The organism is Actinomadura oligospora ATCC 43269 (assembly GCF_000518265.1).
Taxonomy (GTDB): domain Bacteria; phylum Actinomycetota; class Actinomycetes; order Streptosporangiales; family Streptosporangiaceae; genus Spirillospora; species Spirillospora oligospora.
Genome location: NZ_KI912410.1, coordinates 469,548 through 495,844 on the forward strand (window position 1 = coordinate 469,548; position 26,297 = coordinate 495,844).

Here is a 26,297-nt window from a genome sequence, read left to right on the forward strand (position 1 = left end):
TGTGTCTCCTGTGTCTCCGCTCAGAGCTTGAGGACGGGGTGCAGCCGCTTCATCGTCCACACCCGGTTCCCGCGGACGGCGAGGGCGGTGAGCGCGAGCCCGCCGACCAGGAAGGCCGCCAGCACTCCCGTACCCTGCCATACCGGGGTGAGCTCGCCGCCGCTGATCAGCCGCCGGACCCCGTCCACCACCCAGGACATGGGCAGGAACGGCCGGATGGCCTGGAAGAACCCGGGGCTGGTCTCGATCGGGTAGGTGCCCGCGGCCGAGGTCAGCTGGAGCATCAGCAGCGCCAGCGCGATCACCCGTCCGACCGGCCCGAACTTCACGTTCACCCACTGGATCACCGCGAGGAACGAGGCGGACGCCAGCGACAGGAACGCGATCAGTCCCGGCCACCGCTCGGCGTGCAGGCCGAGCGCGGGCGCCCAGCGCAGCACCGCCAGGACGACCGCGACCTGCGCGACGCCGATCGCGGCGGCGGGCAGCCAGCCCGCGAGCGCGACCCGCCAGGCGGGCGCCGTCCCGGCCGCCGCGCGCGGGTTCACCGGACGCAGCAGCATGTAGACGACCATCCCGCCGACCCACAGCGACAGCGGGACGAAGAACGGCGCGAACCCGGTGCCGTAGTTCGGCACGGCGTTGTCGGTCGTGCTGGCGAGCTTGACCGGGCTGCTCATCATGTCCGCGCGGGAGTTCCGCTCGTCCGAGCCGTAGTCCGGGACCTGCCCGGCGCCCTTGCCGAGCTGCCCGGACAGCTCCCCGCCGCCGCGCGCGGCCTTGGCGTTGCCGTCGCTGATCTGCCCGAGCGCCGTCTCCAGCGTCACCGCGCCGCCCGACAGCTGCCCGATGCCGGACGTCAGCTGCGTCGAACCGTTCAGAAGCTTGCCGGAACCCGTGGAGAGCTGCGCCGAGCCACCGGCGAGCTGCTGCGCGCCCGCGTTCAGCTTGTCCACGTTCTGCCGGGCCGCCTCGACCTTGCCCGCGAGCGTCGGCGCGTCCTTGGCGATCTTCTGCGCGGCGGCCTTGACCTCCCGCGCGTTCGCGGCGAGCCGCTTGAGGTCACCGGTGTGAGAGCGGACGAACGCGTCCACCTGCCGCGCGACGCCGGTCACCCGCTCCGCCGAGCCGGTGAGCTGCCCCCGGACGTCCGCCGGGATCTCCGGATGGGCGGCCAGGTACTTCTTCAGCTCCGCCTGCGCGGCCTCGGCCTGCCGGACGGCGTCCGCGCTCTGCTTCGGAAGCTCCCCGGCCCCCGCCGACAGCGCGTCCGCGCCCCGGGCGACGAGCAGCGCCCCGTCCCGGATCTCCGGCGCGTGCTTCTGAAGGAGCGGGACGATCGTGTCGGCCGCGTTCCCCACGGCCGTGTCGAGCTGCTGGACGCCCGCCGCGAGCTTCTTGTTCCCGGCCGCGACCTGGTCGGCGCCCTGCTGGAGCGTGCCGAGCCCGTCGGTGATCTGCTGGGACGCGCCGTGCGCCTTGTCGATGCCCTGCTTCAGCTGTCCCGCGCCGTCCTGGACCTTGCCGCCCGCCTCGGCGAGCTTCCTGTTGCCGTCGGCCAGCTCGCCCGCGCCCTTCGCGGCCTTCTCCAGCTGCCCGTGCATCGTCCCGAAGGACACGAAGACCTGGTCGAAGTACCCCTTCGCCGCGGTGTCACCCGCCGCCGCGCCGATCTCCTTGAACGCGGCCTGCGCGAGCGTCCCGACGACGTAGTTGTTCGAGTCGTTGATCCGGACCTTCAGGTCGGCCGGAGTCGGCAGGCCCTTCCCGGACGCCCCGGCGATGCGCTCGCTGAAGTCCGCCGGGATCGTCAGCGACATGTAGTACTTCCCGTCGCGGACGCCCTTCTCGGCGGTCGCGTCGTCCACGCTCTTCCAGTCGAAGACCTGCCGCTTCTTCAGCTGCTCGGCCAGGTCGTGCCCGGCGTTCACGCTGGTGCCGCCCGCCTTCGCGGGCTTGTCGTCGACGACCAGCGCGACCGGGAGGTTGTGCATCCGGCCGTAGGGGTCCCAGAACGACCACAGGTACAACCCCGCGTACAGCAGGGGCAGCAGGACCATCCCGACCAGCGCGATCATCGTCAGCGGATGCCGCCGGAACCGTCGCAGCTCCAGCGCGCCCGCCGTCAGCGAGGGCAGTCTCATCGGGGGGTCTCCAAACGCAGTTCGAGGGCCAGGCCGCGCGCGGGGGCGGGATCCTGGCAGGACGCGACGACGGTGACGCCGGAGTCGGCGACGGCGCGCAGCCGCTCCCAGAGGGCGCGCTGCCGGTCGAGGGGCAGGCCCTCGTCCACGTCGTCCAGCAGGAGGAGGCCGGGGCGGCCGACCAGCGCGCACGCGGCGCCGAGCAGCTGGGCCTTCTCGGGGGTGAGGTCACCCGCGGGCAGCGTGACGTCGAGGTCGCCGAGGCCGACGCGCTCCAGCGCGTGGCGGGCCCGCTGAGCCCGGCCGCGCCACCGGCCGAACATGCCCTCATGCAGGTCGAGGGCCTCACCGAGGTGCTCGCGGACGGTCAGCGCCGGGTCCAGCTCGTTCACGCCGGGCACGATCCCGAGCGCCGAGATCCGCTGGACGGCCCGCAGGTCGCCGGGAAGCCGGAACGGTCCGACCTCGGCTCCGCCCTCGGTCGGCCTCATCCGTCCGCCGAGGGTGAGGAGCAGGGCCGTCCGGCCGGTGCCGCCCGCGCCGCTGACCGCGAGCAGCCCGCCCGCGGGGACGTCGAACGTGACGCCGGAGTAGACCATGCCGCGCCTGCCGCGCATCGCCAGGCCGTCCGCGGTGACGCGGACCGGCGCGCCGGCCGTGCGCCCGCGCCGTGCGCGCCTGCCCCCCTCGGAAGCACGCACGGCCGCGGGCCTGGCGGCCGGGGCCGCCGGAGCGGCCGAACCGGCGGCGGAGGCGCTGTTCCCCCCGGACGCGCCGTCCGCCGCCGGAGTCCTGGAGTGCTCGTCGTCCGCCATCTCGGATCCCTCGCAACTTTTGAACTGACCGGTCAGTACAAAACGTTAACGCGGGCGGATGGCTGGAACGTCCAGGACTCCGGGTGAGCTTCACCACCCGCGCCCTCTGGCGACGGCGTGACCGCTTTGGCAGGATTCGCGCGTGGAACCCCTGCGGCCGGGCGATCCGGCGGAGATCGGCGGCTACCCCGTCCTGGCGCGCCTGGGAGCGGGCGGCATGGGCCAGGTCTACCTCGGCGTCACCCGGGGCGGACGTCACGTGGCCCTCAAAATGATCCACGACGGGCTCGACGCCCCGGAGGCCCTCGCCCGCTTCCGCCGCGAGGTCGCCACCGCCGAACGCGTCCGCAGCCGCTACGCCGCCGCCATGGTCGCGGCGGGCCTCGGCGAACCGCCGTTCTGGCTGGCCACCGAGCACGTCCCGGGCCCCACCCTAAGGCAGGCCGTCGAGCGCAACGGCCCCCTGCCCGTGCCCCTCTGCCTCGCCCTCCTCGCCGCCCTCACCCGCGGCCTTGCCGAGATCCACGGCCAGGGCGTCCAGCACCGCGACCTCAAGCCGGGCAACGTGATCCTCGCGCCCGACGGCCCGCGCCTCATCGACTTCGGCATCGCCCGCGGCTCCGACCAGACCCAGATCACCCGCACCGGCGCCTGGGCGGGCACGCCCGGCTACGTCGCCCCCGAGGTGATCCGCGAGCAGGCCCAGAGCCCCGCCGCCGACCTCTTCTCCCTCGCCGGGACCATCGCCTTCGCCGCCACGGGACGTCCGCCGTTCGGCCGGGGCCCGGTCGAGGCCCTCCTGCACCGCACCCTCACCGGCGACATCGACGTCGCGGGCGTCGACCCGCGCCTGGCCGCCCTCATCCGCATGTGCGCCGAGAAGGACCCGAGGCGCCGCGTCCCGCTGCCCCGCCTCCTCGAACTGACCGCCGACGCCGCCCCACCCGGCTCCGTCCCCGCCTACCGGGCCATCGTCGGCACCGGCGACCGCCTCCCCGCCAGCCGCGCCGAAGCCGTCACGATGGGCCTGGCCCCGAGCCAGCCCCGCCGCTCCAGCCTCCTCCTCCCGGCCCTGGCCGCAGGCGGAGTCGGCGCCGTGGCCGTCGCCGTGGCCCTGATCGTCCAGTACGCCCCCACCAAGGGCTCCCAAGGCCCGTCGGCGAACCCGACAGGCCCCCACCCCTCCACCCCGTCCAGCGCAACAAACCCCACCAACTCCCCACCCGCCGCAACCAACGGCGTCCCCCCGGACGACATCCTCGTCCAGCCACTCGACGACCATTTCCTGAAGGTCAAGTGGACGAGCTTGTTCACGCCGTGCAGCCCGAACTCCCGGACCGAACCAGGAGCGCCCGACGGCTTCCAGAGCAGCGCGCCGCGCTCGACGTCGGACGTCAAGGCCGGAGGCTCGACAACCCTGTCCGCGCGGTTCAAGTACGAACGGCCCTCGCCTTACTACGTCGCCGCCGAGGTTCGTCAGCCCGACTCCCTCACGGGCAGCGACTCGAGCGGGGTCGTCCTCAGCAAGCCGAAACTCCTGCCCACCGACGGCGACTACGCCGACTTCACCTTCCCCGACGACTTCAACCGAAAGGACCACGCGGAGCTGGTCAAGGGCAACTACACGGTCATCTGGCTCCACGTCCGTCCCAACGGGGACGCCTACTACCTCTCCTGCGACGGCTTCGCGGTGCCCTGATCCGGGCCGGGTGTCGCGATCCGAGCCCGGTGGATGGCCGGGTTCGGTCAAGGACTTCCTCTGGCCTTCGTGACAGCCCCTATCTTGTGGGAAAAGCGTTGTGATCACTGCTGTAAGGGGTGTGATGAGGAAATTCCATAGAAGAGTTGTGGGAGTTTCTGTGGCGGGGCTCGTTTTCGGTGCCGTCATGTCGGGTTCGGTCGACGCTTCAGCGGGATCAAAGGTCGGCTACGTCCGAATCAATCTGGGCAGAGGCCACTGTTCCGCTGCGATGAACACCAAATGGAGTGGGCACACCGCGTACGTTCAGGGTGTCTTTTACAAGACCCCCGGCCTCAATCGCGTGTGCTACGGGTGGGTCGAGGTCAACAGTGGCAAGGGATGGCGTCAGGTGTCCAAGGACACGATGACGGCAGGTGGTGGCGGACGGAAGACGGGCTGGCACTGGGACGGCTCGAACAATTCCGTGAAGGCCCGGGTCGAGCTCTGTGTCGTCGACGTCAACATCCAACACTGCGGTCACGGCGCGTCCTGGTGAGCTGACCTCGCAGCGGGGTTCGCGGTGGAGTAATCAGGGTTTCGGCGGATCGTGCCGGTTGGGGGTGGCATGATCCGCTCGTGGAGGCTCTGCGGGATGGTGATCCGCGACAGGTCGGCGGGTATCCGGGGCCTGGAACGGCACGCCCGGCTTCGTCGCGCCCGAGGCATGGCCGCTGGACGGCGGCATGTGGACCGTCCTCTGGTACCACGTGCAGGGCGACGGCGGGGCGCGCCTGATCGGCTGTTCGGGGTTCACCGTCAGGTGACGGCGACGAGTGCGGAGCCGTGGCCGAAGAGGCCCTGGTTGACGGCTATGGCGGCTCGGGCGTTCTCCACCTGGCGGGATTCGGCCCGGCCTCGCAGCTGCCAGGTCAGTTCGCAGGCCTGGGCGATGGCCTGGGCGGGGATGGCCTCGCCGAAGCAGGCCAGCCCGCCGGACGGGTTGACCGGGATCCGGCCGCCCAGGGTCGTCGCGCCCGAGCGGAGGAGGGCCTCGGCCTCGCCTTCGGGGCAGAGGCCGATGTCCTCGCACCAGTCGAGTTCGAGGGCCGTCGAGAGGTCGTAGACCTCGGCGAAGGAGAGGTCGGACGGGCCGAGACCGGCCTCCTCGTAGGCGGCGTGGGCCAGCGCGGCGCGGAACGGACGCTCGGGCGGCGGGACGGTCATGGCCGAGTCGGTCGCGAAGTCGGGCAGGTCCAGGACGGTCTTGGGGAACGTCGGGGTGACCGTGGACAGGCCCGCGATGCGGACGGGGTCCGTCACCCCGTGGCGGCGGGCGTAGTCGGCGGAGACCAGGACGAGGGCCGCGCCGCCGTCGCTGGTGGCGCAGATGTCCAGGAGGCGCAGGGGGTCGGCGACGACGGCGGACGCGCGGACGTCCTCGACCGTGACCTCCTTGCGGTAGCGGGCGTTCGGGTTGCCGAGGCCGTGCCGGGCGTTCTTGACCTTGACGGCGGCGAAGTCGTCGGTGGACGCGCCGTACAGGGCCATGCGGCGGCGGGCGTAGAGGGCGAAGTAGGTCGGGTTGGACGCGCCGAGCAGGTGGAAGCGCAGCCAGTCCGGGTCGTCCGGGCGGTCGCCGCCGACGGGCCGGAAGAAGCCCTTCGGGGTGGTGTCCGCGCCGACGACGAGGGCGACGTCCGCGAGGCCCGCGAGGATCTGGGCGCGGGCGTTCGCGATGGCCTGCGCGCCGGACGCGCACGCGGCGTAGCAGCTGGACACGCGCGCGCCCGACCAGCCGAGCGCCTGGGCGAACGTCGCGCCCGAGACGAAGCCGGGGTAGCCGTTGCGGATGGTGTCCGCGCCCGCGACGTACTGGACGTCCGGCCAGGTCAGGCCCGCGTCGGCGAGGGCTGCGCGGGCGGCGGCGAGGCCGTACTCGACGAAGTTGCGGCCCCACTTGCCCCACGGGTGCATGCCCGCGCCCAGGATGACGACGTCGTTCACGAGACCGGCCTCCACATCCAGACCGTGTGGACGGTCTCGTCGTCCTCGTGGAGGACGCCCTCGGTGAGCTCGACCTCCATGCCGACGGACAGGTCGTCCACGGTGACCTCCGGGACGGCCTGCCCGAGCACCACCATGCGCTCGGCTTCCAGCTCGACCGCGACGATCGCGAAGGGCCGGAACGGGTCGGCGGCGACGTACGGGGGCGGCGGCTGGTAGCGGGCGTCGGTGTACGACCAGACCCGGCCGTGGTTCGAGAACGCGTAGGGGACGAGTTCGGATCCGTCCTTCGGGCCGGTGCAGCCGGGGTTCCGGCAGGCCAGCTCGTTGCGGGGGAAGTAGGGGGTGCCGCAGGACGCGCAGCGCGTGCCGAGCAGGCGCGTCGTGCCGTCCGCGGCGGTGAACCATCCTTCGACGGCGGGCCGCCGTTCCTTGGATCCGTGCCGTCCCGGGTCGTGTCGCCTGGTGTCGCTCACCGGCGCAGTTTACCAACCAAGCGCACGCTCAAATCAAGGGTGGACGCGGCGGCGAAGGCGACGCCGTAGAGGGCCAGGACGTAGAGGGCGGTGGCCGTCCAGTGGCCGTGCTCGAACGCGACGCCGCCCGCCGAGCCGCCGATCGAGCTGCCGAAGTAGTACGCGAACAGGTACAACGCGGACGCCTGGGCCCGGCCGGTGCGGGCGCGCAGGCCGACCCAGCCGCTGGCCACCGCGTGCGTCCCGAAGAAGCCGCAGGTGAAGATCAGCAGTCCGGCGCCGACCAGGGCGAGCGTCGACGGCAGGGTCAGGAGGAGCCCGACGGCGGCGAGCGCGATCGAGCCGAGCAGGACGGGCCGCTTCCCGAGCCGGTCGGCGGCCGTCCCGGCGCGGGCGGAGAACGCCGAGCCCGCCAGGTTCGTCACCGCGATCAGCGACACGACCGCCATGGGCAGGTGGAACGGCGCGTCCAGCAGGCGGTAGGTGAGGAAGTTGTAGACGGTCACGAACCCGGCCATCGCGGTCAGTGCGACGAGGTAGAGGCGGCGCAGGCCGGGATCGCGCAGGTGGGCGAGCAGTGGCCTGTAGTCGACGCGTCCGGGGGTGAAGAAACGGGACGGCGGCAGCAGCGCCCAGAACGCGAGCGTGAACCCGAACGCGACGAGGACGGTCGCGGCGAGCGCCCAGCGCCAGCCCGCGACGTCCGAGACCAGGCCGGGGACCAGGCGTCCGAGCACCCCGCCGATCCCGGTCCCGGCGACGTACCGGCCCATCGCGCCGCCCAGCGACGCGCCGTGCACCTCGTCGGCGAGGTAGGCCATCGCGACCGCCGGGACGCCCGCGAGCGCGACCCCCTGGACGGCCCGGACGGCCGCCAGCTCGGCGAACGTCGAGCACAGCGGGATCGCCAGCCCGACCAGCGCGGACGCCACCGACGACACGATCATCACGCGCGTCCGGCCGAACCGCTCCGACAGCGAGCTGACCGGGATGACCGCCAGCGCGACCGCGCCCGTCGCGAGCGAGACCAGCAGGCTGGCGCGCGCGGGGGAGACGTCGAACGCCTCCGACAGCTGCGGCAGGAGCGCCTGCGTGCAGTAGAGGGACATGAACGTGGTGAGCCCGGCGGCGAAGAGGGCGAGGTTGATCCGGTGGAGCCCGGCCGAACCCGTCCGGTGCCGTTCGAGAGGGGGTTCGAGGACGGCGGTCATGCCGAGAAGCGTGCGTCCGCCGGGAGTGATGCGTCCAATGACGGTTCTGGCGGAGATCGATGCGTGATACGCATGAAGGTATGGACCTCCAGACGGTGCGCTGGTTCCTGGCCGTCGCCGAGCACGGGCATGTGACCAACGCCGCACTCGAACTGCGCGTCTCCCAGCCGGGGCTGTCGCGCGCGATCGCCCGGCTGGAGCACGACCTCGGCGTCCCGCTGCTGGACCGGGTCGGACGCGGCGTCGAGCTGTCCCCGTACGGACGGGTCTTCGCCGAGCACGCCCGCCGCCTGGTCGCCGAGGAGGAGGCGGCGCGGCGCGTCCTCGCGCAGGCCGCCGACCCGTCGCGGGGGGAGGTCGCGCTCGCGTTCCTGCACACGCAGGGGCCGTCGTTCGTGCCCGACCTCGTCCGGCGGTTCCGGGAGACGCGTCCCGGCGTGACGTTCCGGCTGATCCAGGACCGGTCGGCGCGGATCGTCGCGGCCGTCCGGGACGGACGCGCCGACCTCGCGATCACCAGCCCCCGCCCGTCCGGGACGGACCTGGAGTGGCGTCCGCTGGTGACCGAGCGGCTGCTGCTGGCCGTCCCGCAGGGGCATCCGCTCGCGCGCCGCCGCCTCGTCCGGACGGCGGAGCTCGCGGGCGAGCCGGTCGTGGCGTTCCAGCAGGGCACCGGCCTGCGCGCGATCGCCGAGGAGATGTTCGCGCGGGCCGGGATCGCGCCGGAGATGCCGTTCGAGGGCGAGGAGTCGGCGACCGTGCGCGGGCTGGTCGCCGCCGGGCTCGGCGTCGCGATCGTCGCGCCGCCGCTGCCGGGCGAGTCGCACGGTGTCGCGCATGTCCGCCTCGCCGACCCCCTCGCGGTCCGTACGATCGGCCTGACCTGGTCGGACGGGCGGACACGGCCACCGGTCGCCGAGGCGTTCCGGCGGTTCGTGCTCACCCCCGGGACGGCCCCGGAGCCAGCTAACTGACTCGTCAGTTACTTCGGTAGAGTGAAACCGAGCCGGATTCGAACGAGGAGAGCAGCACATGCGGACTGGACTTGAGGGCAAGACCGCGCTCGTCACGGGCGCGTCCCGGGGGATCGGCCGGGCGATCGCGACCGCGTTCGCCGCCGAGGGCGCCAACGTGGTGCTCTCCTCGCGCAAGCAGGAGGCCCTGGACGAGGTCGCCGCCGAGATCCGCGCCGCCCACCCGGGCGTGGGCGTGTTCGCCAAGGCCGCCCACGTCGGCGACGCCGAGCAGGCCGCCGCCTGCGTGGACGCCGCGGTCGCCGAGTTCGGCGCCGTGGACGTCCTGGTCAACAACGCCGGGACCAGCCCCCACTTCGGCGCGATGACCGACATCTCCCCGGAGGCCGCCGCCAAGACCGTCCAGGTCAACCAGTTCGCGGTCGTCCAGTGGACGCAGCTGGCCTGGAGGGCGTCCATGGCCGAGCGCGGCGGGTCGATCATCAACATCGCGTCCGTCGGCGGCCTGGTCACCGAGCATGGCATCGGCTACTACAACGCCACCAAGGCCGCCGTGATCCACATCACCCGCCAGTTCGGCATGGAGCTGGCGCCGAAGGTCCGGGTGAACTGCATCGCCCCCGGCCTCGTCCGCACCGCCCTCGCCCGCGCGCTGTGGGAGAACAACGAGGAGCAGATCAACAAGTACATGCCGCTCGGCCGCATCGGCGAGCCCGAGGACATCGCGAACGCCGCCGTCTTCCTCGCCGGATCCGCCTCGTCCTGGATGACCGGGCAGACCATGGTCGTCGACGGCGGCGCGACCATCCGTCCCTCGATCGCCTAGGGGGACGCGATGTCACGCTGGGGACTCACCATTCCGCTGACCGGCGTCCCGCTCGCCGAGCACGCCGCGCTCGTCGCCGAACTGCCGTCCCTCGGCTACACCGACGCCTGGTCGGCCGAGACGAACGGCACCGACGCGTTCACCCCGCTGGCCCTCGCCTCGCAGTGGGCGCCCGAACTGCGCCTCGGCCCGGCCATCGTGCCGGTCTACACGCGCGGCCCGGCCCTGCTCGCCCAGCAGGCCGCCACCCTCGCCGACCTCGCGCCCGGACGCTTCGTCATGGGCGTCGGCACCTCGTCCGACACGATCGTCCAACGCTGGAACGGCATCCCGTTCGAGGAGCCGTACAAGCGCGTCCGCGACACCCTGCGGTTCCTGCGCCGCGCCCTCGCGGGCGAGAAGGTCAAGGAGGACTACGCCACCTTCTCCGTCCAGGGCTTCAAGCTGGAGCGGGCCCCGGCGACGCCGCCCCCGATCGTCCTCGCCGCCCTCCGTCCCGGCATGCTCCGCCTGGCGGCCCGCGAGGCCGACGGCGCGATCACCAACTGGCTCGCCCCCACGGACGTCCCGAAGGTCCGCGCCGAGCTGGGCGACGAGCCCGAGCTGATCGCCCGCCTCTTCGTCTGCCCCACCGAGGACGCGGACGAGGCCCGCGCCATCGGCCGCTGGATGATCGCCGCGTACATGACCGTCCCCGTCTACCGCGCCTTCCACGAGTGGCTCGGCCGCGGCGACGCCCTCGCCCCGATGAACGAGGCGTGGGCGGCGGGCGACCGCAAGAAGGCCCTCGAGGTCATCCCGGACGAGGTCGTCGACGACCTCATCGTCCACGGCTCCCCGTCCGCGTGCCGCGCCCGCGTCCGCGAGTACGTCGACAACGGCCTCACGACCCCCGTCCTGGCCGTCGTCCCCGGTGGCGGCCTGTCCCTGCCGGAGGCCGTGAGAGCCCTGGCCCCCACCAACGACTAACCCCCGCCCCACCCCTTCGCGCTCGCGTGGATTCGGTCGGTGCGCGGAGCTTCCGGCGCCGTCGAGGCGCCGGGAGCTCCGCTCATTTACGGGGTGTTCACGCCGGATTCGGATGGGTTCCCTAGGGTCTCGCTGCACCCTCGGGAGGTGCGCACCTTGACGGGGGACCGATCCGGATGTCGTTGTTGGGCTGGCCGCTGCTCGTCCTGTTCGTCGTGTTCGCCCTGGCGGCGCCGGTCGGCTGCCTGGCGGCCTGGAACCGGGTGCCGGGACCGGACGCCGTGCGGGTGGCGGCGCGGCTCGGGATGATCGCGCTGTGCCAGGCGACGGCGTTGCTGCTGGTCGGGACGCTGCTGAACCGCAGCCTGCACCTGTACCCGACGTGGGCGGACCTGTTCGGGACTGCCGGGCGCAACGGGAACATCGAGGCGGCCGGGCCCACGCTGACGCGGCCCGCGGGCGGACGCGGCCTGGACGAGGGCGGGTTCCGCTTCGACCGGGACAGCCGGACGCACGTCGGGCATCCGCGGGGCGCGATGTCCGGGATCCGCGCCGAGGTCCGGGTGTGGCTGCCGCCCCAGTACGACGACGCGGAGTACCGGGGACGCCGGTTCCCGGTGATCGAGCTGCTGCCCGGCTTCCCCGGCTCGTCCTGGACCTGGTTCGGCGCGCTGCACGTGGCCGGCGAGCTGGAGAAGGCGATGAAGAACGGCCAGGCCAAGCCGTACATCCTGGTCTCGCCGACGATCACCGTCCAGCCCGGCCGCGACACCGAGTGCAGTGACATCGCGGGCGGCCCGCGCGTCGCGACCTGGCTCACCACCGACGTCCGGACGGCCGTGACGCGCGACTTCCGGGCGCTGCCGAACGCCGAGTCGTGGGCGACGATGGGCTACTCGACCGGCGGGTTCTGCGCGGTGAAGCTGGCCGAGCAGCGGCCGGACCTGTTCCGCGCGGCGGTGAGCCTCGCGGGCTACTTCAAGCCGACCTCGCCCGATATCACCCGCGACGCGAACGCCGTCCACGCCAACAGCCCGAGGGAACTGCTCGCGACGCGTCCGCCTGTGGACCTGCTGCTCGGCGGCACCCGGACCGACCGGGGGACGGCCGCCGCGATCGACGACATGGTCACGCACGTCCAGCCCCCGACGCGGACGTTCAAGTACATCCTGGACAACGGCGGGCACCTCCCGAAGGTGTGGGAAGGGATGCTCCCGAAGTCGTTCGAGTGGCTCACGCAACGTGTGACGGGCCCGAGCTGAGTGTTTACGGACGCCGAACCAGGGCAGGGGGTGCGGGTCCGAACCCATAGGCAAAGAGGAAGTCAGCTCCCATGCTCACCCTGACCAACGACGCCGTCCAGGTCATCCGTACCGTCACCGCCGATCCGCAGCTCCCGCCGGAGAGCGGCATCCGCATCCAGCAGGGCATCGACGGCTCCGACTCGCTCAAACTCTCGGTCGCGCCCGCGCCGGAGGCGGGCGACGAGGTCGTCGAGGAGCAGGGCGCGCGGGTCTACCTGGAGCGCAGCACCGCCGAGATGCTCTCCGACATGACCCTTGACGCCAAGGTGGACGCCGGAGGGGACGTCGCGTTCACCCTCGCGGACACCGCCGCCGGAACCTGATCCGGCCGCCCACGACCTTCTCAGGGCCGCCTGTACGGCCTCTCAGCCCGCTTCGCGGCCTCACGGGGGGCTCACGGGCGGGCTCTCAGCGGTTGATCGCGAGGACGATCAGGAGCACGACCACGCCGAGCGCGAGGGTCGTGAGCAGGCAGAACGCGGCGACGACGGCGCAGGCCAGCCCCTTGGGCTGGTCGCGCCAGTTGCCGTAGTGGCCGCGCACCTGCCGGTCCAGCTCCTCTCGCGGGGCCCGGCCCGCGTCGTCTCCGGTGTCCACGGCGGTCAGTCTGGCAGACGCCCGTCACGCCGGGCGGGCGTCCGCCGGAAGCGTCACCCGGGGAACGTGGGATGCGGTCCGAGCGCCCAGTACTCGAACAGGCCGTAGCCGGTCCGGCCCGAGCCGTCCTGGTACTCGTAGCGGCCCACGGCGTCGACCATGCCCCACATGCGCGCGGCGTCCGCCGGGACGCGGGTGTCGTACGCGACGCCCTGGACGACCGGCCCCGGCCCCTGGTACATGCCGTGCTTCCAGTCCGGTTCGAGGCCGTAGCCGGTGCCGACCATCAGGTGGACGGGCAGGATCGGCGTCACCTTGATCTCGAACGGCTTGCCGCCCGGCGGATGGAACCCGAGCGTCGCGGTGACGACGTCCCGCGTGCCCTCGGCGTAGACGGGACGGTAGTCCAGGCGTCCGAGATGCTCGGGTTCGCGCTCGGGGTCCGGGTAGATCCGGACGGCCTCCTCGAGGACGCGGCGTCCCTTCTCGTCCTCCTGGAGGATGCACAGCACCGAGTGGTCGTCGAACTGGAACGGCGCGTAGACCCAGTAGAAGGTGCCCGCGTTCTTCGCCTGGATGCCGGGCGGCTCGGGCTCGCCGACCGGGCGGATGCCCCACGAGCGGTCGCGCGATCCCCAGTAGGCGTCGGGTGTGACGTCGATCCGTTCGCCGTCCAGGAGGATGTGGCCCGTCCAGCGGCCGGTCTGGGCGAGGCGGCGCGAGTCGAACATGACGCGCTCCTGCCAGCGGACGTAGTGCGGCGGTTCGAGCTGCGCCGGGACCGACGCGTCCCAGGTCAGGTCGAACGACAGGCCGTGCTCGGTCTCGTCCAGGACGACGCGCAGCCTCCGCAGGCCCTCGATGACCTCGACGCGGAACGGCCCGACGGTGGTGTCCATGCGGTCCGCGCCGAGCTCGCGCGACGCGCGGACGACCTTGTGCCACGGCCCGCGCCGGACGACCGCGAACGCGTCCGTCACGCCGAGGTTCGGGTACTGCCCGACGCCGATCAGCATCATCAACTCGCCGGAGGTGTCGTGGACGTTGAAGTAGTAGCGGTCGTAGAAGTTGCGGTCGGAGGTCGCGACGTGCCGCATCACCTCCGGGGCCTGGTGGATCGGGTAGTCGTCCAGCGGCGAGAGCGTCACGCGAGACCTCCCAGGATGCGGTCGAGCAGGCGGGTGCAGTTGTTGTCGTGGGGGAAGGCGTCGTCCGGCTGGATCCAGCCGAAGTCGATCATCGCCTGCCCGATCCGGGACATGATCACCGAGAACTTGAAACCGGACAGGACCTCGTAGAACTCCATGTCCCGCATCGGACGGCCGAGCGTCTCGGAGTAGCGGCGGACGGTCTCGGCGGCGGACGGGAATCCCGGAAGCCGCGGGACGCCGATCCCCTCGCTGTGGTGCCGGTCCAGGAACAGGAACCAGGCGAGGTCCTCCTCGGGCGCGCCGAGGACGGCGTTCTCCCAGTCCAGGACGGCCGCGGGCAGGCCCTCCCGGAAGATCACGTTCCCGATCCGGGCGTCGCCCCAGAGGACCTTCGGGCCGTCCGGCTCGGCGGGACGGTGGGCGCGCAGCCAGTCGAGCGCGCGCAGGGCGGTCTCCTGCGGGCCGTCGTACGCCCAGTGCAGGTAGTGCTCGTAGTAGTTCAGCCGCTGGTCCAGGCCCGTTTCGCCCCACTTCGGCTGGTCCAGGAAGCCGAGGCCGAGAGCGTCGGGATCGAGCGTGTGCAGCCGGGCGAGGATCTCCAGCGTGGACCACCACATCGCGGCCCGCTCCGCCTCCGGGACCCCGGTGACCCAGCCGTCCATGTGGTACGGCGGCATGTCGGTCGGGACGCGGCCCTCGACGCGTCCCATCACGAAGAACGGCGCGCCGAGCGGCCCGTCGGACGGCTCGTACCAGCGGATCGGCGGGACGGGCACGTCGGTCCGCTCGTCCAGCACGCGCATCAGCCGGTACTGCTCGCCGAACCGCGGCTCGGGGAAGATCTGGTAGCGGGACGGCGCGACCCGCGCGACCAGCGGCTCGTGGTTCTCCATGCCGCTCGGGTCCGTCCAGACGGCGTCGAAGATCAGCGTCTCGGACGAGAACCCGCTGGTCTCCGGGGTCTCGATCACCGGGATGCGGGCGCCGGGCAGCCGGCCCGCCAGCCACCGCGTCAGCGCGTCGCGGGTCACCTCGGGATCACGTAGGTCGGGCACCGGCACGGGCACCTCCGGAAGGTGAAACTAGAACGTGTTCTATCAACGGCCCCCGTTCCGGTCAATGCCGACCGGTGTGCGGGGGCGCGGGGCGGGCGTGAAAAAATCGGCGAATGCGGCTCACCAAGCTCGGCCACGCCTGCGTGCGGCTCCAGAAGGACGACCGGACCCTCGTCATCGACCCCGGCGCGCTCACGCCCGAGACCGGCGCGCTGGACGGCGCGGACGCCGTGCTGATCACGCACGAGCACTTCGACCACTTCGCCCCGGACCGGCTGCGCGCCGCGATGTCCGCCGACCCGCGGCTGGACGTCTGGTGCTCCCGCGCCGTCGCCGCGTCCCTCGCCGACCTGGGCGGACGCGTCCACGAGGTCGGGCACGGCGACGCGGTCACCGTCGCCGGGTTCGACGTGCACGTCTACGGCGAGGAGCACGAGATCCTGCACCCGGACGTCCCGCCGATCCCGAACTCCGGCTTCCTGGTCGACGGCGAGGTCTTCCACCCCGGGGACGCGCTGACCGTGCCGTCCGAGACCGTCCGGACGCTGTGCCTGCCCGGCAACGCGCCCTGGATGAAGGTCCCCGAGCTGTACGCCTACGCCCGCGCCGTGAACCCCGAGCGCGCGTTCGTGATCCACGACGGCCTGCTGAACGACGCCGGGATCGGCGTCATGAACAAGCACGTCGACGCGGCGGGCGAGGAGCTCGGCCGCGACTTCCGCCGCCTCGCGCCCGGTGAGTCGGTGGAGCTGTGACGAGCGTGCGCGTCGAGGCCGTCTTCTTCGACATCGGCGAGACCCTGATCAGCGAGGGCGAGATCTACGCCCGCTGGGCCGACTGGCTCGGCGTCCCCCGGCACACCTTCCTCACCGTCCTCGGCGCGTTCATCTCCGAGGGCGCGTCCAACATGGACGTGTTCGAGTACTTCCGTCCGGGTTTCGATCTGGAGCGGGAGGAGAAGGCGCGCGCGGAGGCGGGCGTCCCCAACGGGTTCGGGCCGTCCGACCTGTACCCGGACGTGCGCGAATGCCTCGCCGGGCTGCGCGCCCAGGGACTGTTCATCGGCATCGCCGGCAACCAGCCGGTCGAGGCCGCCGAGCAGATCGAGGCGCTCGACCTGGACGCCGACGTCCTCGGGATCTCCGACGTGTGGGGCGTCAGCAAGCCCGACCAGGAGTTCTTCGAACGCTGCGCCCAGCTCGCCGACGCGCTGCCCGAACACGTCCTGTACGTGGGGGACCGGCTGGACAACGACGTCCTCCCGGCCGCCGGCTTCGGGATGCGCACCGCCTTCCTGCGCCGCGGCCCCTGGGGCCACATCTGGCGCGATCCGGAGGCCGAGGCCCAGGCCACCTTCGTCCTGGACGACCTGGCCTCCCTCCCCGCGCGCGTGGCCGAGTTCAACTCCCCCTAGGGGAAGCCCCCTAGACCCGGAGTAGGGCGTGCGAACCAGCCGGAAGGGCGATGTGGGGCCGGGTGTCCGATTCATAGTGTCGTTGTCGTGACCGCGAACGCGCGGTCCGACGATCCCCGAGGGAGAACAACGACATGAACGGCCTCTACCGTCCTCGCCACGGCCGCGTCATCGGTGGCGTCTGCGCGGGCCTCGCCCGGCGCTTCGGGATGAGCCCGTGGACCGTCCGGCTGCTCGCGCTGCTGTCCTGTCTGCTGCCGGGCCCGCAGTTCGTCGTCTACATCGTCCTCTGGATCATGCTCCCGAGCGAGTAGCGCCCCGACGGCCATGCTGGCGCGGTCCCTGCGGTCCAGGAGCATCGGGTCGACGGGACGTCCGGCCGCCGCACGGCGGGCCGCGTTGACCCGGCCGAGTCAAGGCGGCGCCGCCGCACCGGGCGGATACGCCCCGTTCGCTGGAACGGGGGCCCGGCGGGGTGTTAGATCTGGGGGTACTTCCGGAAAGGACGTCCTGTGCCGGATCTCCCCCCGCCGACCGCGACCGGCGCGCACGCCGCCCCGGACCCGCTCGCCGTGACGCGCGCCCTCCTGCGCCACCTCGGCGAGCTGGCCCGCGCGCGCTCCCGCCGCGGCCCATCCGGCCCCACCCCTCCCACCCCCGACACGCCCGCCCACGCTTCCGAAGGCCACACCCACCCGCCCGAGCACCCCCCCGGCGCAAGCGCGCCCAAGCACGCCTCCGGCCCGAGCGCGCCCGAGTACGGCCCCGGCCCGAGCGCGCCCAAGCACGGCTCCGGCCCGAGCGCGCCCGAGTACGGCCCCGGCCCGAGCGCGCCCAAGCACGGCTCCGGCCCGAGCGCGCCCGAGTACGGCCCCGGCCCGAGCGCGCCCAAGCACGGCTCCGGCCCGAGCGCGCCCGAGTACGGCCCCGGCCCGAGCGCGCCCAAGCACGGCTCCGGCCCGAGCGCGCCCGAGTACGGCCCCGGCCCGAGCGCGTCCAAGCGCGGCTCTGGCGCGAGCGCGTCCGGGCACGGCTCTGGCGTGAGCGCGCTCGAGTATGGCTCTGGCGCGAGCGCGTCCGAGCGCGGCTCTGGCGCAAGCGCGCTCGAGTACGGCTCTGGCCCGAGCGGGCCCGAGTACGGTTCCGGCGCGAGCGCGCCCAAGCGCGTCTCTGGCGGGGGCGCGTCCGAGTACGGCTCGGGTGCGGGGGCGTCCGAGTACGGCTCCGGGGAGCGTGCCAACGCGTCCGGTGCCCACGCGCCGGGTGGTCGCGTGTCGGGGCCTCAGGCGGCCGCGTCGGGCGGGCACGCGGTGGGTGGCAGTGATCATCTGGGTGGGTACGCGGCGGCCGCCGGGCGGGCCTCTGGCGGCCATCTGGTGGCGTCCGGGGCCGGCGGGCACGCGGCGGCGTCCGGCGTGCACTGGTTGTCTGAGTTGCCCGCCGAGGTGTTCGTGGAGGCGGAGGCGGGGCCCGGGCAGGTGCTGTTCAGCGTGCCGCTGATCCCGCTGCGGCCTCCGTCCGTGCCGGTCGAGTTCGACACCTGGCTGGAGATGCGGCACTGGTACCGGGCCCTGCGCGATCTCGCCGACCAGGACCTGGCGCTGGTCACGGGTCTGCTGTCGTGGCGTCCCCCGGACGGTCCGCCGGTGCGCGGGCACCTGCTGTCCACGCCCGTCGAGATCGTCCTGGACGACCGGACCGAGCGCGTCGACGTGATCGTGTCCGGGCCGACGACTCCGCTCGACCACGAGCTGCTCGCGGACGTGCCCGGCTACCAGCCCGGCCACGCCGCCTGGGTCTGGGACGCCGTCCAGGCGGGCCAGGGCTTCGCGCTGCGCGCCTCGGTCTCGGACGTCCTGCGCAAATGGTGCACCGCCGCGTTCGCCACCGACGACGACCCGGCGTTCGTCTACCGCGACGACTGGGCGCCGGGCGGGCAGCCGGGGGAGATCCCGGCGGTGCGGCTCGCGCCCGCCCTGGTCGTCCGCCAGAGGCCGCGCAGCACCGGCCTCGCCGCGCACTACGACCTGCTGATCTCCAGCCTCGCCGACCCGCCGCCGGACGGCCTGGTCCGCTTCCTGGCCGCCGACCTGATGGTCCTGCACGTTCCGGACCCGGAGCCGGACGCCGCCGCCAGGATGCTCGCCGGGATGACCGCGCAGGGACGCCGCGTCCTGGTCGTCCGGCCCGACACCGACACCGGCGGCATCCCGCCGCGCCCGGACCTGCCCGAGGTCCCGCCGCTCACCGACGGCGAGGCCGCCGAACTCCTGCGCCTGCTCACCCAGCGCACGCTCGCGCCCCCGGCCGACACCGCCGCGCTCCCCGACCCGAACCGGATCCGCGCGCTCGTGAACGTCGAACGGGCCGTCCCGCCGGAGGCGTCCGGGGAGGTCGCGCGCCGCCTCCGCCAGTTCGACCCCGCCGTGCTGACCCGCCTGACCGGACGCGTCGCGCAGGTGGACGGCATCCTCAACGAACTCGGCCTCGGCGGGCACCCGTCGCGCTGGCCGTCCGCCGACCCCGCCGCCCGCGCGTTCGCCGACATCCTCGCCCGCCGCAACCTCCCCGCCTGGGACCGCGTCTTCGAGATGGCCGTCCAGGCCGACCGCGCCCAGCGCGCGCTCCGCTCGCTGCGCGGCCACCGCGTCCTCCTCCCGCCGGACGTGTCCGCTCGCGACCTCGCCGACGCCGCGCACGAACTCCGCGCCCACCTCCTCACCGGCGGCACCCTCAAACGCGGCCCGATGCGCTCCGCCGCGCAGCGCAAGGCCGAACCCCTCCTCGCCTCCGCCACCGTCGACGGCCAGCCGCCGACCACGCTCCCCCTGCTGGAGATCGCCCTCACCCACCTCACGGCGGAGGTCACCTGCCAGGACCTGCACTACACCTGGGAGGCGGCGGGCGTCCCCTTCCGCGCCGACCTTCCCCTCGCCGACCGCGCCGCCCGCTTCGCCGAGGCCCACGCCCGCCTGGCCCGCGTCCGCATCCTTTCCCCGGTCCTCAACGAGGTCGCCGAACTCGGCATCCCGCTGACGCACCCCCTCCAGTGGCACGGCCTGACCATCGGCCTCGCCGCCGCCCACCTCGCCACCGAGGCGGACCGCGCCTCCGCCGCCCTCACCCACCTGAGGGACGCGATCGACCCGTCCCTCACCGACCTCCGCGCCACCCTGGACGCCCGCGACCCGGACGCCTACGCCCGAGCCCTCCACGCCCTGGCGGACTCCCAGCGCATCCGGACCCGCCGCGACGCCCTGCTCGGCCGCCTCCACACCGTCCACCCCGACCTCACTGCCCGTATGGCAGCCGACCCGTCCGCCTTCGCGTCCCTGCCCCGCACCTGGACGACCTCGTGGACCGCCGCCCGCCGGATCGACCCCGACGCCGTCCCCCTCTGGGACGTCCCCGCAGCCGTCCCCGCGGCCCCCGACTCCCTCGACGCGATCATCCTCGACGGCGTCCACGACGCCGGCCCCGAAGCCCTCTTCCTCCTCTGGTACACCCCCCGCGTGATCCTCCTGGGCCGTCCGGGCGAGGACCTCCCACCCCTGGACGCCCCACGCCCACCCCTCCCACAGGACCTCCACGAATCCCTGTCCCCCACCACCCCCCTCTACCAGGCCCTCCTCTCCCGAGCCCTGGAACCCCGTAAACCCCCAACAAACACCCACACCCGCCCAGACGCCGACAACCCATCGAGCTCGCAGCCCACCCACCCCGCCTCCGCACTCCCCCCAACCAAAGCCCCACCCCACCCCGCCCCCAACAAGCACCTCAACCCCGACGTCCGTGCTGAGCCCGACGCTCGCACCGAGCCCAGCGCGCGCATCCAATCGCGTGTACCTGCGGAGCCAGGCGCGCACACGGAGCTGAGCGTGCGTGCGGAGCCAGGCGTGCGCCTCGAGCCGGGTGAACCTACGGAGCCAGGCGTCATTGCTGAACCCGATGCGCCCACCGAGCCCAGCGCGCCTACCGAACCGCGTGTACCTGTGGAGCCGAATGTTCGTGCCGAGCATGGCGTGCGCGCGGAGTCTGGGGCTCGTGGTGAGCCGGACGTGCGGGATGGGACAGCTGGGCCAGCGCGGGACTTGGCGTCTGCTGAGGACACCGCGTACCCACGGACTTCTGAGTCGGACAACGGGCCCACGCAGGGGGCCGAAGCTGCGGACGCTGAAGCACCAGGACGCGATCAAGCGCGTGACGCTGAGCCCAATGCGCGTACGCAGGGTTCCGGACGTGCCGAGGTCGCCCCGAGTGAGGAAGAAGCCGCACGGGCGCGTCCGGGCGGGGGTCCTCGGCCCCACGAGGGGACGCCACATGTCGCCGATTCCGCCCGCGCCGTGCAAGCCACGGAGGCCGAGGACGCGCAGATGCAAGGCCACGCACCGAGTGGCCCGATCGCGCACGCTGGTGAGGACGCGGAGGGCTTCGAGCCCTCGGACGTCTCTGCGCGGAGTGAGGCGTCCACGGCGGGATCCGGACGTGGCGCACGTATGGAAGCCGGCGCTGCCTCGCGCGTGCCAGGCGCGAGGGAGACCGGCCCGCACGCGCCGCGAGCGGGCGCTGAGGGCGGCCCGCGCGGGCCAGGCGGGGGAGCAGAGGCTGGCCCGCGTGGGCCAGGAACTGGAGTAGAAGCTGGCTCGCTCGCGGCGGGCCGGGGGGCAGGGGCTGGCCCGCGCGGGCCGGGAACTGGAGTGGAGGCTGGCCCGCGCGGGCCGGGGGAAGGCGTGGGGGCTGGTCCGCGTGTTCCCGGGGTGGTGTCGAGTGGCGGTATCGCGCGTGGTGGCGAGGGCGCGGTGGGGGGCGAGCCCCGGGCGCATTACGGGCGCGAAGCGGAGGATGGGGATTCGGGAAGGAGCACCCACGAGCCTGGCGCTGCCCGGAATGGCGCGCCTCAGAGCGTGGACGGTGACGTGCGGGCGCGAGCTGGCGGTGCCGCGCAGGGCACGGCAGGCGCATACCCGGATGTGAGTGCGGAGAGCGTTGCGGGCGCGTCGGATGCCGCTCAGGCCGAGGGGTCGTCGTACGCCACGGGCGGTGCGGACGGCCCGTCGGGCGCACACAGTGGTGTGGCCCTTGAGGGCTTGGCGGGCGCGTCGGGTGCCGCGCAGGCCGAGGCGCTGTCGCACGTCACGGGTGGTGCGGACGGGATGGCGGGCGCGTCTGGTGAAGTGGATGCCGCGAGCGTTGCGGGCGTGTCTGATGCCGTGCGGGCCGAGATGTTGTCGAACGCCGGGGACGGTGGAGGCGGCCGGGCGGGCGCGCGTGGTGGTGTGGGTGCCGAGGGCTCTGGGAGTGCCTCTGGTTCGGCGCTGGCCAAGGTGGCGGACCAGGGCGAGGGCTCGGGTGAGGGATGGGTGGGCGCGCGGCCAGCGGTGTTCGCGCCTCCGGGCGGCCCGGGCGCTGTGCAGGGCGACGCGCGCGAGGCGGTGCGTTCCGAAGGGCGCGGGCCTGCTCAGGCGGCTCCGCATGCCGGGAGCGGCGGAGAGACTGAAGACTCCGGGCAGGGGGAGGCGGCTGGCCCGGCTCTGGGGAACGCGCGAGGGCGGTCTGAGTCGCGCCTTGAGGAGCATGTGCGAGGCAGGATGTCCGCGCGTGCGGAGGATGCCCCGCAGGTGCAGGACGCGTCCGAGGACGGCGGCTCTGGAGGCGTGGAGGGCTCTGCGCGAGGCGACGGCTCGGTGCAGGTGCAGGAGCCCGCGCGGGTAAGCGGCGTCGCGGCGGGCGAGGGTGCTGGCCTGTCTAGGGGCGACGTGCGAGGGGACGGCTCGGTCGAGGGGCCGGAGTCCGCGCGGGCAGGCGATGTCGGGGCGGGCGAGGGTGCTGACCTGGCTGGGGGTGACGTGCGAGGTGACGGCTCGGTGCAGGGGCTTGCGCGGGCTAGCGGTGTCGCGGTGGGTGGGGGTGCTGACCGGGCTGGGGGCGACGTGCGTGGCGAGGGAGGCGGGCAAGGGGAAGGCGGGTCGCTTCCTGGACGCGTGGCGTCCACGCCGATTAACACGGCTTCGCCACGCCGGATATCCGGCGTGGCGTCTACGCCGGAGAGTGCAGCTTTGCCGAGCCGGACTTCCGCTGCGCGGCTTGTGAGTGGCGACGGGTCTGCGCATGTTCGAGGGGACGTTGACCAGGAGGGCTCTGCACGGGGGGCGAGTGGTGGGGGGCAGGGGGACGCTGGGAGCGGCGCTTCTCATGAGAGGCACGCGTCCGGACCGAGACACGCGCGTGGTGAGGAGAGCGAGCGCGTTGAGGACTCTGCGCACGGGCAGGGCCCTGCGGAGGGGCACGCGTCTGCTCCCAGGCATGCGCGGGGTGACGCGGGCGTGCATGGCGAGGGGACGGGCCCGGGCTCCGCGCGAGGGGAGGGCCCCGGTGGGCGGGGTGCGCCAGGACCTCGGCATGCGCGGGATGAGGGGCCGGTCGACGAGGGTGTGCACGAGGCAGCGGACGCGCGGGGTGAAGAGGGCGGTTCCGCGGGTGGGCAGGGGCCTGCGACGGGCGGAGGCCGGGCGGACGAGGTCGTGCCGGCGGTTCGGATCGAGCCGGGCCGGTCGATCGTGAGCTATGCGCGGGAGGATCTGCGGATTCTGGTGGAGAGGTTGCTGCGGGCGGCTCCGGGGCTCTCGGAGGACGAGGTGGTGGCTCGGGCCACACGGCTGCTGGCGTGTCCGGCGGACGAGACCGAGCTGGTGGAGGTGCGGATTCGGTATGCGTTGCATGAGCGTGGTTGACTCCGGTGTGTGACGGATCATGAGGTGCTCCGGGTCTTCTGCGGGGCCGACGGGCGGTTCGGGAACGAACTCGGCGTGGTGCTGGACGGCCCGGCGGTGGCGACGCGGGAGGAGCGTCAGGCCGTCGCGGGCGAGCTGGGGTTCAGTGAGACGGTGTTCGTGGAGGACGCGGCGCGGGGAGTGATCGACATCTACACGCCCACGCTGCGGCTGCCGTTCGCCGGGCATCCGTGTGTGGGGACGGCGTGGTTGCTGGGCGTGCCGGAACTCGTGACGGCGGCCGGGACGGTCTCGGTGCGCCGGGACGGGGACGTCACGTGGATCGCGGCGCGGGTGGACTGGGCGCCCGCGCGGACGCTGCGTGAGTACGGGTCGTCCGGCGAGGTGGACGCGTTGGAGGTGCCGCCGCCCGGCGAGTGGATCTACGCCTGGGCGCGAACGGACGATGCGGTCGGGGACTCCTTGGGGATCAGGGCCCGGGGGTTCCCCGGACGGGACGACGGGATCGACGAGGACGAGGCGACCGGCGCCGCCGCGCTGCTGCTGACGGCCGAGCTGGGACGGCCGCTCGTCGTGACGCAGGGACGCGGGTCGCAGATCTTCACCAGACCGCTCGAGGACGGCCTGATCGAGGTCGGCGGTCGCGTGTCGCGATGAGTGTCGTGGGTCGGATCGGTCTCACCTCCTACGACGAGGATGACCCGGCCGGACGGCCCCACGGAACTGCTCGCCCGAACTGTGGATAACTCCGTCGCCCGTGGTGTTGCGGCACTGGTCGCGCAAGGAGAGAAGGCCGAAAACGCGACCCGGCGACTTCGCGTCCCCAGCGGTCGCGTTACTCCTGGCAAGGTTTCAGCGGTTCGTGCTGGAGCCTCAGGGCGCCGCTCATGGCCTCGCGCCGCCTGGACGGTTACGGAGTCGCGCCGGTCCAGGTGAGGGCGCCTGAACGGAGATCGTCGATCACCGACAGCAGCCAGGCGTGCTCGGCGGCGGCGACCGTCCGCGCGTACTCGGTCTCGAGTCCGGACACCCGGTCGAGCCCCGTCCGCGCGCTCTCGGCGAGGATCCGGTCGTGCTCGTCCAGCGTGGCGGACACGCGCGTGACGCGCCGCTCCAGCGCCGACAGCGCCTCCTCCGGAGCGATCATCAGCAGGTTCGAGAGCGCGGCCGGGAAGTCGGGGAAGTCCCGGCGCGGCGTCGCGAGCATCTCGTCCAGCCACGTGCGCGCCGTGGAGCGGCCCTCGCCGGTGATCTCGTAGACGGTCCGCTCGGGGTACGCCTGGTCGCGCTCGGTCGCGTGGACGCGGATCAGGCCCGCCTCGGCCAGCCGGTCGATCGTCCGGTACAGGCTCGTCCGCTGCTCGACGTTGACGACCTGGTCCTTGCCCCATTCCTTGATCAGCCGCTGCATCCCGTACGGGTGCAGTGGCTTGTACTGCAGCAACGCCAGGACGGTCAGCGCGAGCGGTGAGCTTCGTACGGCCATGCGGCCAGCCTAGGACACGCAACTAGTTGACACAACACTAGTTTCAGTGTGACTATCCATTCATGACGAACTCCACCGGAACTCGCATCACCGACGTTCGCACGGCCCTGGTCATCGGCGGCGGCATCGCCGGCCCCGTCACCGCCCTCGCGCTCGCCAGGGCGGGCATCGAGGCCACCGTCTTCGAGAGGCGTCCCGAGGCCGCCGACGGCGTCGGCGCGATGCTCAGCATCGCCCCCAACGGCCTCGCGGCCCTCGCCGTCGTCGGAGCGGACGAGGCGGTCCGCGAGGTCGGCCAGCCCGTCCCGGGCGTCGTCATGCAGGACGGCACCGGACGCACCCTCGCCGACTTCCACGGCTTCCCCGGCCTGCCCGAGTCGCTCGCCCTCCGCCGCGCCGACCTGTTCCGCGCGCTCGCCGACCACGCCATCGCGGGCGGCATCGACATCCGCTATGGAAAGCGCCTGGTCAACGTCGTCGAGCACGCGGACGGCGTCACGGCCGAGTTCGCCGACGGGACCACCGCCACCGCCGACATCCTCATCGGCGCGGACGGCATCCGCTCCACCGTCCGCGGCCTGATCGACCCCGACGCGCCCGCCCCGGGCTACGGCGGTGTCCTCAGCTTCGGCGGCATCGTGGACGCTGCGGCGTCAGGCGGCCTGGACGTCCCGATCGAGTCCGGAATGATGTACTTCGCGTTCGGCCGGACGTTCCTCGGGTTCTGGTCACTCCCCGACGGACGCGTCGTCTGGTTCGGAAGCCTGCCGCGCGAGGAGTCGCTGACGTTCGCCGAGGTCCGTGAGGTGCCCAACGAGGAATGGCTCGCGCGCCTGCGCGAGCTGTACACCGGTCACGTCCCCGGCGAGGCCCTGATCGGACGGACCGCCCCGGAAGACCTCATGGTGGTCGGCCCGATGGAATTCATGCCGGACGTCCCGACCTGGCACACCGGCCGGATCGTCCTCCTGGGGGACGCGGTGCACGCGCCGTCCTCCAGCTCCGGGCAGGGCGCGTCGCTGGCCGCTGAGAGCGCCGTCGAACTGGCCCGCTGCCTCCGTGACCGTCCGACCGCCGCCGAGGCGTTCGCCGCCTACGAGGCCCTGCGCCGCCCGCGCGTCGAGGCCATCACCGGCGACGCCCAGCGCAAGAACAAGGCCAAGGCGGGGAAGACGGGCGACAAGCCGTCCTTCCCGACGCCGGAGCAGATGTTCGCCCCCGTCCACAAGTTCCACATCGACTGGAACGCCCGCGCCTGACCCAGCGCCCGTGTCACAACGCCGGCGTCCGGCATCAGCTCCGCGTCCGGCATCAGCTCCGCGTCCGGCATCAGCTCCGCGTCCGGCATCAGCCTCGCGCCGGAACACATCGGCGGCAGGACGCCCGCGCCTGAACGCGGTATGCGGGCCACCGCCGCCGACCTCGGGGTACAACCGCGGGTTGTGGGGAAGCCGGTTCG

22 protein-coding genes are annotated in these 26,297 nt (G+C 73.0%); 13 read left to right on the top strand and 9 right to left on the bottom strand.

Annotated features, from left to right (window positions below; translation table 11 throughout):
• Positions 1-20: 20 nt before the first annotated feature.
• Together P696_RS0133790 and P696_RS49890 are read right to left on the bottom strand one after the other, a co-directional pair.
• On the bottom strand, positions 21-2,144 hold the full coding sequence (locus P696_RS0133790) for a YhgE/Pip domain-containing protein (RefSeq protein ID WP_026415786.1): 2,124 nt from the start codon (positions 2,142-2,144) through the stop codon (positions 21-23).
• A complete protein-coding gene (locus P696_RS49890) occupies positions 2,141-2,959 on the bottom strand; it encodes an ATP-binding cassette domain-containing protein (protein WP_245627918.1) in 819 nt (272 codons plus the stop codon). The genes P696_RS0133790 and P696_RS49890 overlap by 4 nt, the downstream gene beginning before the upstream one ends.
• 142 nt (positions 2,960-3,101) lie before the next feature.
• On the opposite strand from P696_RS49890, the gene P696_RS0133800 reads away from it, so the two are divergent.
• Together P696_RS0133800 and P696_RS56525 are read left to right on the top strand one after the other, a co-directional pair.
• Entirely contained in the window at positions 3,102-4,658 is a 1,557-nt protein-coding gene (locus P696_RS0133800; protein ID WP_026415787.1) for a serine/threonine-protein kinase, read from the top strand.
• 160 nt (positions 4,659-4,818) lie between these two features.
• The gene (locus tag P696_RS56525) at positions 4,819-5,196 is read left to right on the top strand and encodes a hypothetical protein (RefSeq protein ID WP_157430082.1); all 378 of its coding nucleotides are present in this window, start codon (positions 4,819-4,821) and stop codon (positions 5,194-5,196) included.
• A 260-nt stretch (positions 5,197-5,456) separates the two neighbouring features.
• On the opposite strand, the gene P696_RS0133815 is transcribed toward P696_RS56525, so the two are convergent.
• The 3 genes from P696_RS0133815 to P696_RS0133825 are packed head-to-tail and all read right to left on the bottom strand — an operon-like array spanning position 5,457 to position 8,331.
• Positions 5,457-6,644, bottom strand: coding sequence for a lipid-transfer protein (locus P696_RS0133815; RefSeq protein ID WP_026415789.1), 1,188 nt, complete (start codon positions 6,642-6,644; stop codon positions 5,457-5,459).
• Positions 6,641-7,120: a Zn-ribbon domain-containing OB-fold protein gene (locus tag P696_RS49900; protein ID WP_034488292.1), complete on the bottom strand. Its 480-nt coding sequence runs from the start codon at positions 7,118-7,120 to the stop codon at positions 6,641-6,643. The genes P696_RS0133815 and P696_RS49900 overlap by 4 nt, the downstream gene beginning before the upstream one ends.
• Positions 7,117-8,331 (bottom strand): MFS transporter, encoded by a 1,215-nt coding sequence (locus P696_RS0133825; RefSeq protein ID WP_026415790.1) that lies wholly within the window; start codon positions 8,329-8,331, stop codon positions 7,117-7,119. Before P696_RS0133825 ends, P696_RS49900 begins: the two co-directional genes overlap by 4 nt.
• A gap of 80 nt (positions 8,332-8,411) precedes the next feature.
• Between P696_RS0133825 and P696_RS0133830 the strand changes: the two genes are divergently transcribed.
• From P696_RS0133830 to P696_RS0133850, 5 genes are all read left to right on the top strand, one after another.
• Positions 8,412-9,305 carry a LysR family transcriptional regulator gene (locus tag P696_RS0133830; protein ID WP_026415791.1) on the top strand — a complete coding sequence of 298 codons (894 nt, stop codon included), beginning with the start codon at positions 8,412-8,414 and terminating at the stop codon, positions 9,303-9,305.
• 58 nt (positions 9,306-9,363) lie between these two features.
• Entirely contained in the window at positions 9,364-10,131 is a 768-nt protein-coding gene (locus tag P696_RS0133835) for an SDR family oxidoreductase (RefSeq protein WP_026415792.1), read from the top strand.
• Between the two features lie 9 nt (positions 10,132-10,140).
• Positions 10,141-11,100 (top strand): LLM class F420-dependent oxidoreductase, encoded by a 960-nt coding sequence (locus P696_RS0133840; RefSeq protein WP_026415793.1) that lies wholly within the window; start codon positions 10,141-10,143, stop codon positions 11,098-11,100.
• A 176-nt stretch (positions 11,101-11,276) separates the two neighbouring features.
• The gene (locus tag P696_RS49905; RefSeq protein WP_051468483.1) at positions 11,277-12,362 is read left to right on the top strand and encodes an alpha/beta hydrolase; all 1,086 of its coding nucleotides are present in this window, start codon (positions 11,277-11,279) and stop codon (positions 12,360-12,362) included.
• Positions 12,363-12,433: 71 nt separating this feature from the next.
• Entirely contained in the window at positions 12,434-12,727 is a 294-nt protein-coding gene (locus tag P696_RS0133850; protein ID WP_026415794.1) for a Fe-S cluster assembly protein HesB, read from the top strand.
• 85 nt (positions 12,728-12,812) lie between these two features.
• On the opposite strand, the gene P696_RS0133855 is transcribed toward P696_RS0133850, so the two are convergent.
• The 3 genes from P696_RS0133855 to P696_RS49910 are packed head-to-tail and all read right to left on the bottom strand — an operon-like array spanning position 12,813 to position 15,207.
• Positions 12,813-13,001, bottom strand: a complete 189-nt coding sequence (locus P696_RS0133855; RefSeq protein WP_026415795.1) for a hypothetical protein — start codon at positions 12,999-13,001, stop codon at positions 12,813-12,815.
• Positions 13,002-13,054: 53 nt separating this feature from the next.
• Positions 13,055-14,149: an Rv3169 family protein gene (locus P696_RS0133860; protein WP_026415796.1), complete on the bottom strand. Its 1,095-nt coding sequence runs from the start codon at positions 14,147-14,149 to the stop codon at positions 13,055-13,057.
• Positions 14,146-15,207 (bottom strand): phosphotransferase family protein, encoded by a 1,062-nt coding sequence (locus P696_RS49910; RefSeq protein WP_157430083.1) that lies wholly within the window; start codon positions 15,205-15,207, stop codon positions 14,146-14,148. The genes P696_RS0133860 and P696_RS49910 overlap by 4 nt, the downstream gene beginning before the upstream one ends.
• 113 nt (positions 15,208-15,320) lie before the next feature.
• Between P696_RS49910 and P696_RS0133870 the strand changes: the two genes are divergently transcribed.
• From P696_RS0133870 to P696_RS0133890, 5 genes are all read left to right on the top strand, one after another.
• Positions 15,321-15,962, top strand: coding sequence for an MBL fold metallo-hydrolase (locus P696_RS0133870; protein WP_026415797.1), 642 nt, complete (start codon positions 15,321-15,323; stop codon positions 15,960-15,962).
• On the top strand, positions 15,959-16,621 hold the full coding sequence (locus tag P696_RS0133875; RefSeq protein ID WP_342669050.1) for an HAD family hydrolase: 663 nt from the start codon (positions 15,959-15,961) through the stop codon (positions 16,619-16,621). The genes P696_RS0133870 and P696_RS0133875 overlap by 4 nt, the downstream gene beginning before the upstream one ends.
• A 134-nt stretch (positions 16,622-16,755) precedes the next feature.
• Positions 16,756-16,935, top strand: coding sequence for a PspC domain-containing protein (locus tag P696_RS0133880; protein WP_026415799.1), 180 nt, complete (start codon positions 16,756-16,758; stop codon positions 16,933-16,935).
• A gap of 198 nt (positions 16,936-17,133) precedes the next feature.
• Positions 17,134-23,352 carry a hypothetical protein gene (locus P696_RS0133885; RefSeq protein ID WP_026415800.1) on the top strand — a complete coding sequence of 2,073 codons (6,219 nt, stop codon included), beginning with the start codon at positions 17,134-17,136 and terminating at the stop codon, positions 23,350-23,352.
• Between the two features lie 9 nt (positions 23,353-23,361).
• Positions 23,362-24,009 carry a PhzF family phenazine biosynthesis protein gene (locus P696_RS0133890; protein ID WP_026415801.1) on the top strand — a complete coding sequence of 216 codons (648 nt, stop codon included), beginning with the start codon at positions 23,362-23,364 and terminating at the stop codon, positions 24,007-24,009.
• Positions 24,010-24,262: 253 nt separating this feature from the next.
• Here the strand turns inward: P696_RS0133890 and P696_RS0133895 are convergent, their stop codons facing one another.
• On the bottom strand, positions 24,263-24,838 hold the full coding sequence (locus tag P696_RS0133895; RefSeq protein WP_026415802.1) for a PadR family transcriptional regulator: 576 nt from the start codon (positions 24,836-24,838) through the stop codon (positions 24,263-24,265).
• 62 nt (positions 24,839-24,900) lie between these two features.
• Between P696_RS0133895 and P696_RS0133900 the strand changes: the two genes are divergently transcribed.
• On the top strand, positions 24,901-26,097 hold the full coding sequence (locus tag P696_RS0133900; protein WP_026415803.1) for an FAD-dependent monooxygenase: 1,197 nt from the start codon (positions 24,901-24,903) through the stop codon (positions 26,095-26,097).
• Positions 26,098-26,297: the final 200 nt, after the last annotated feature.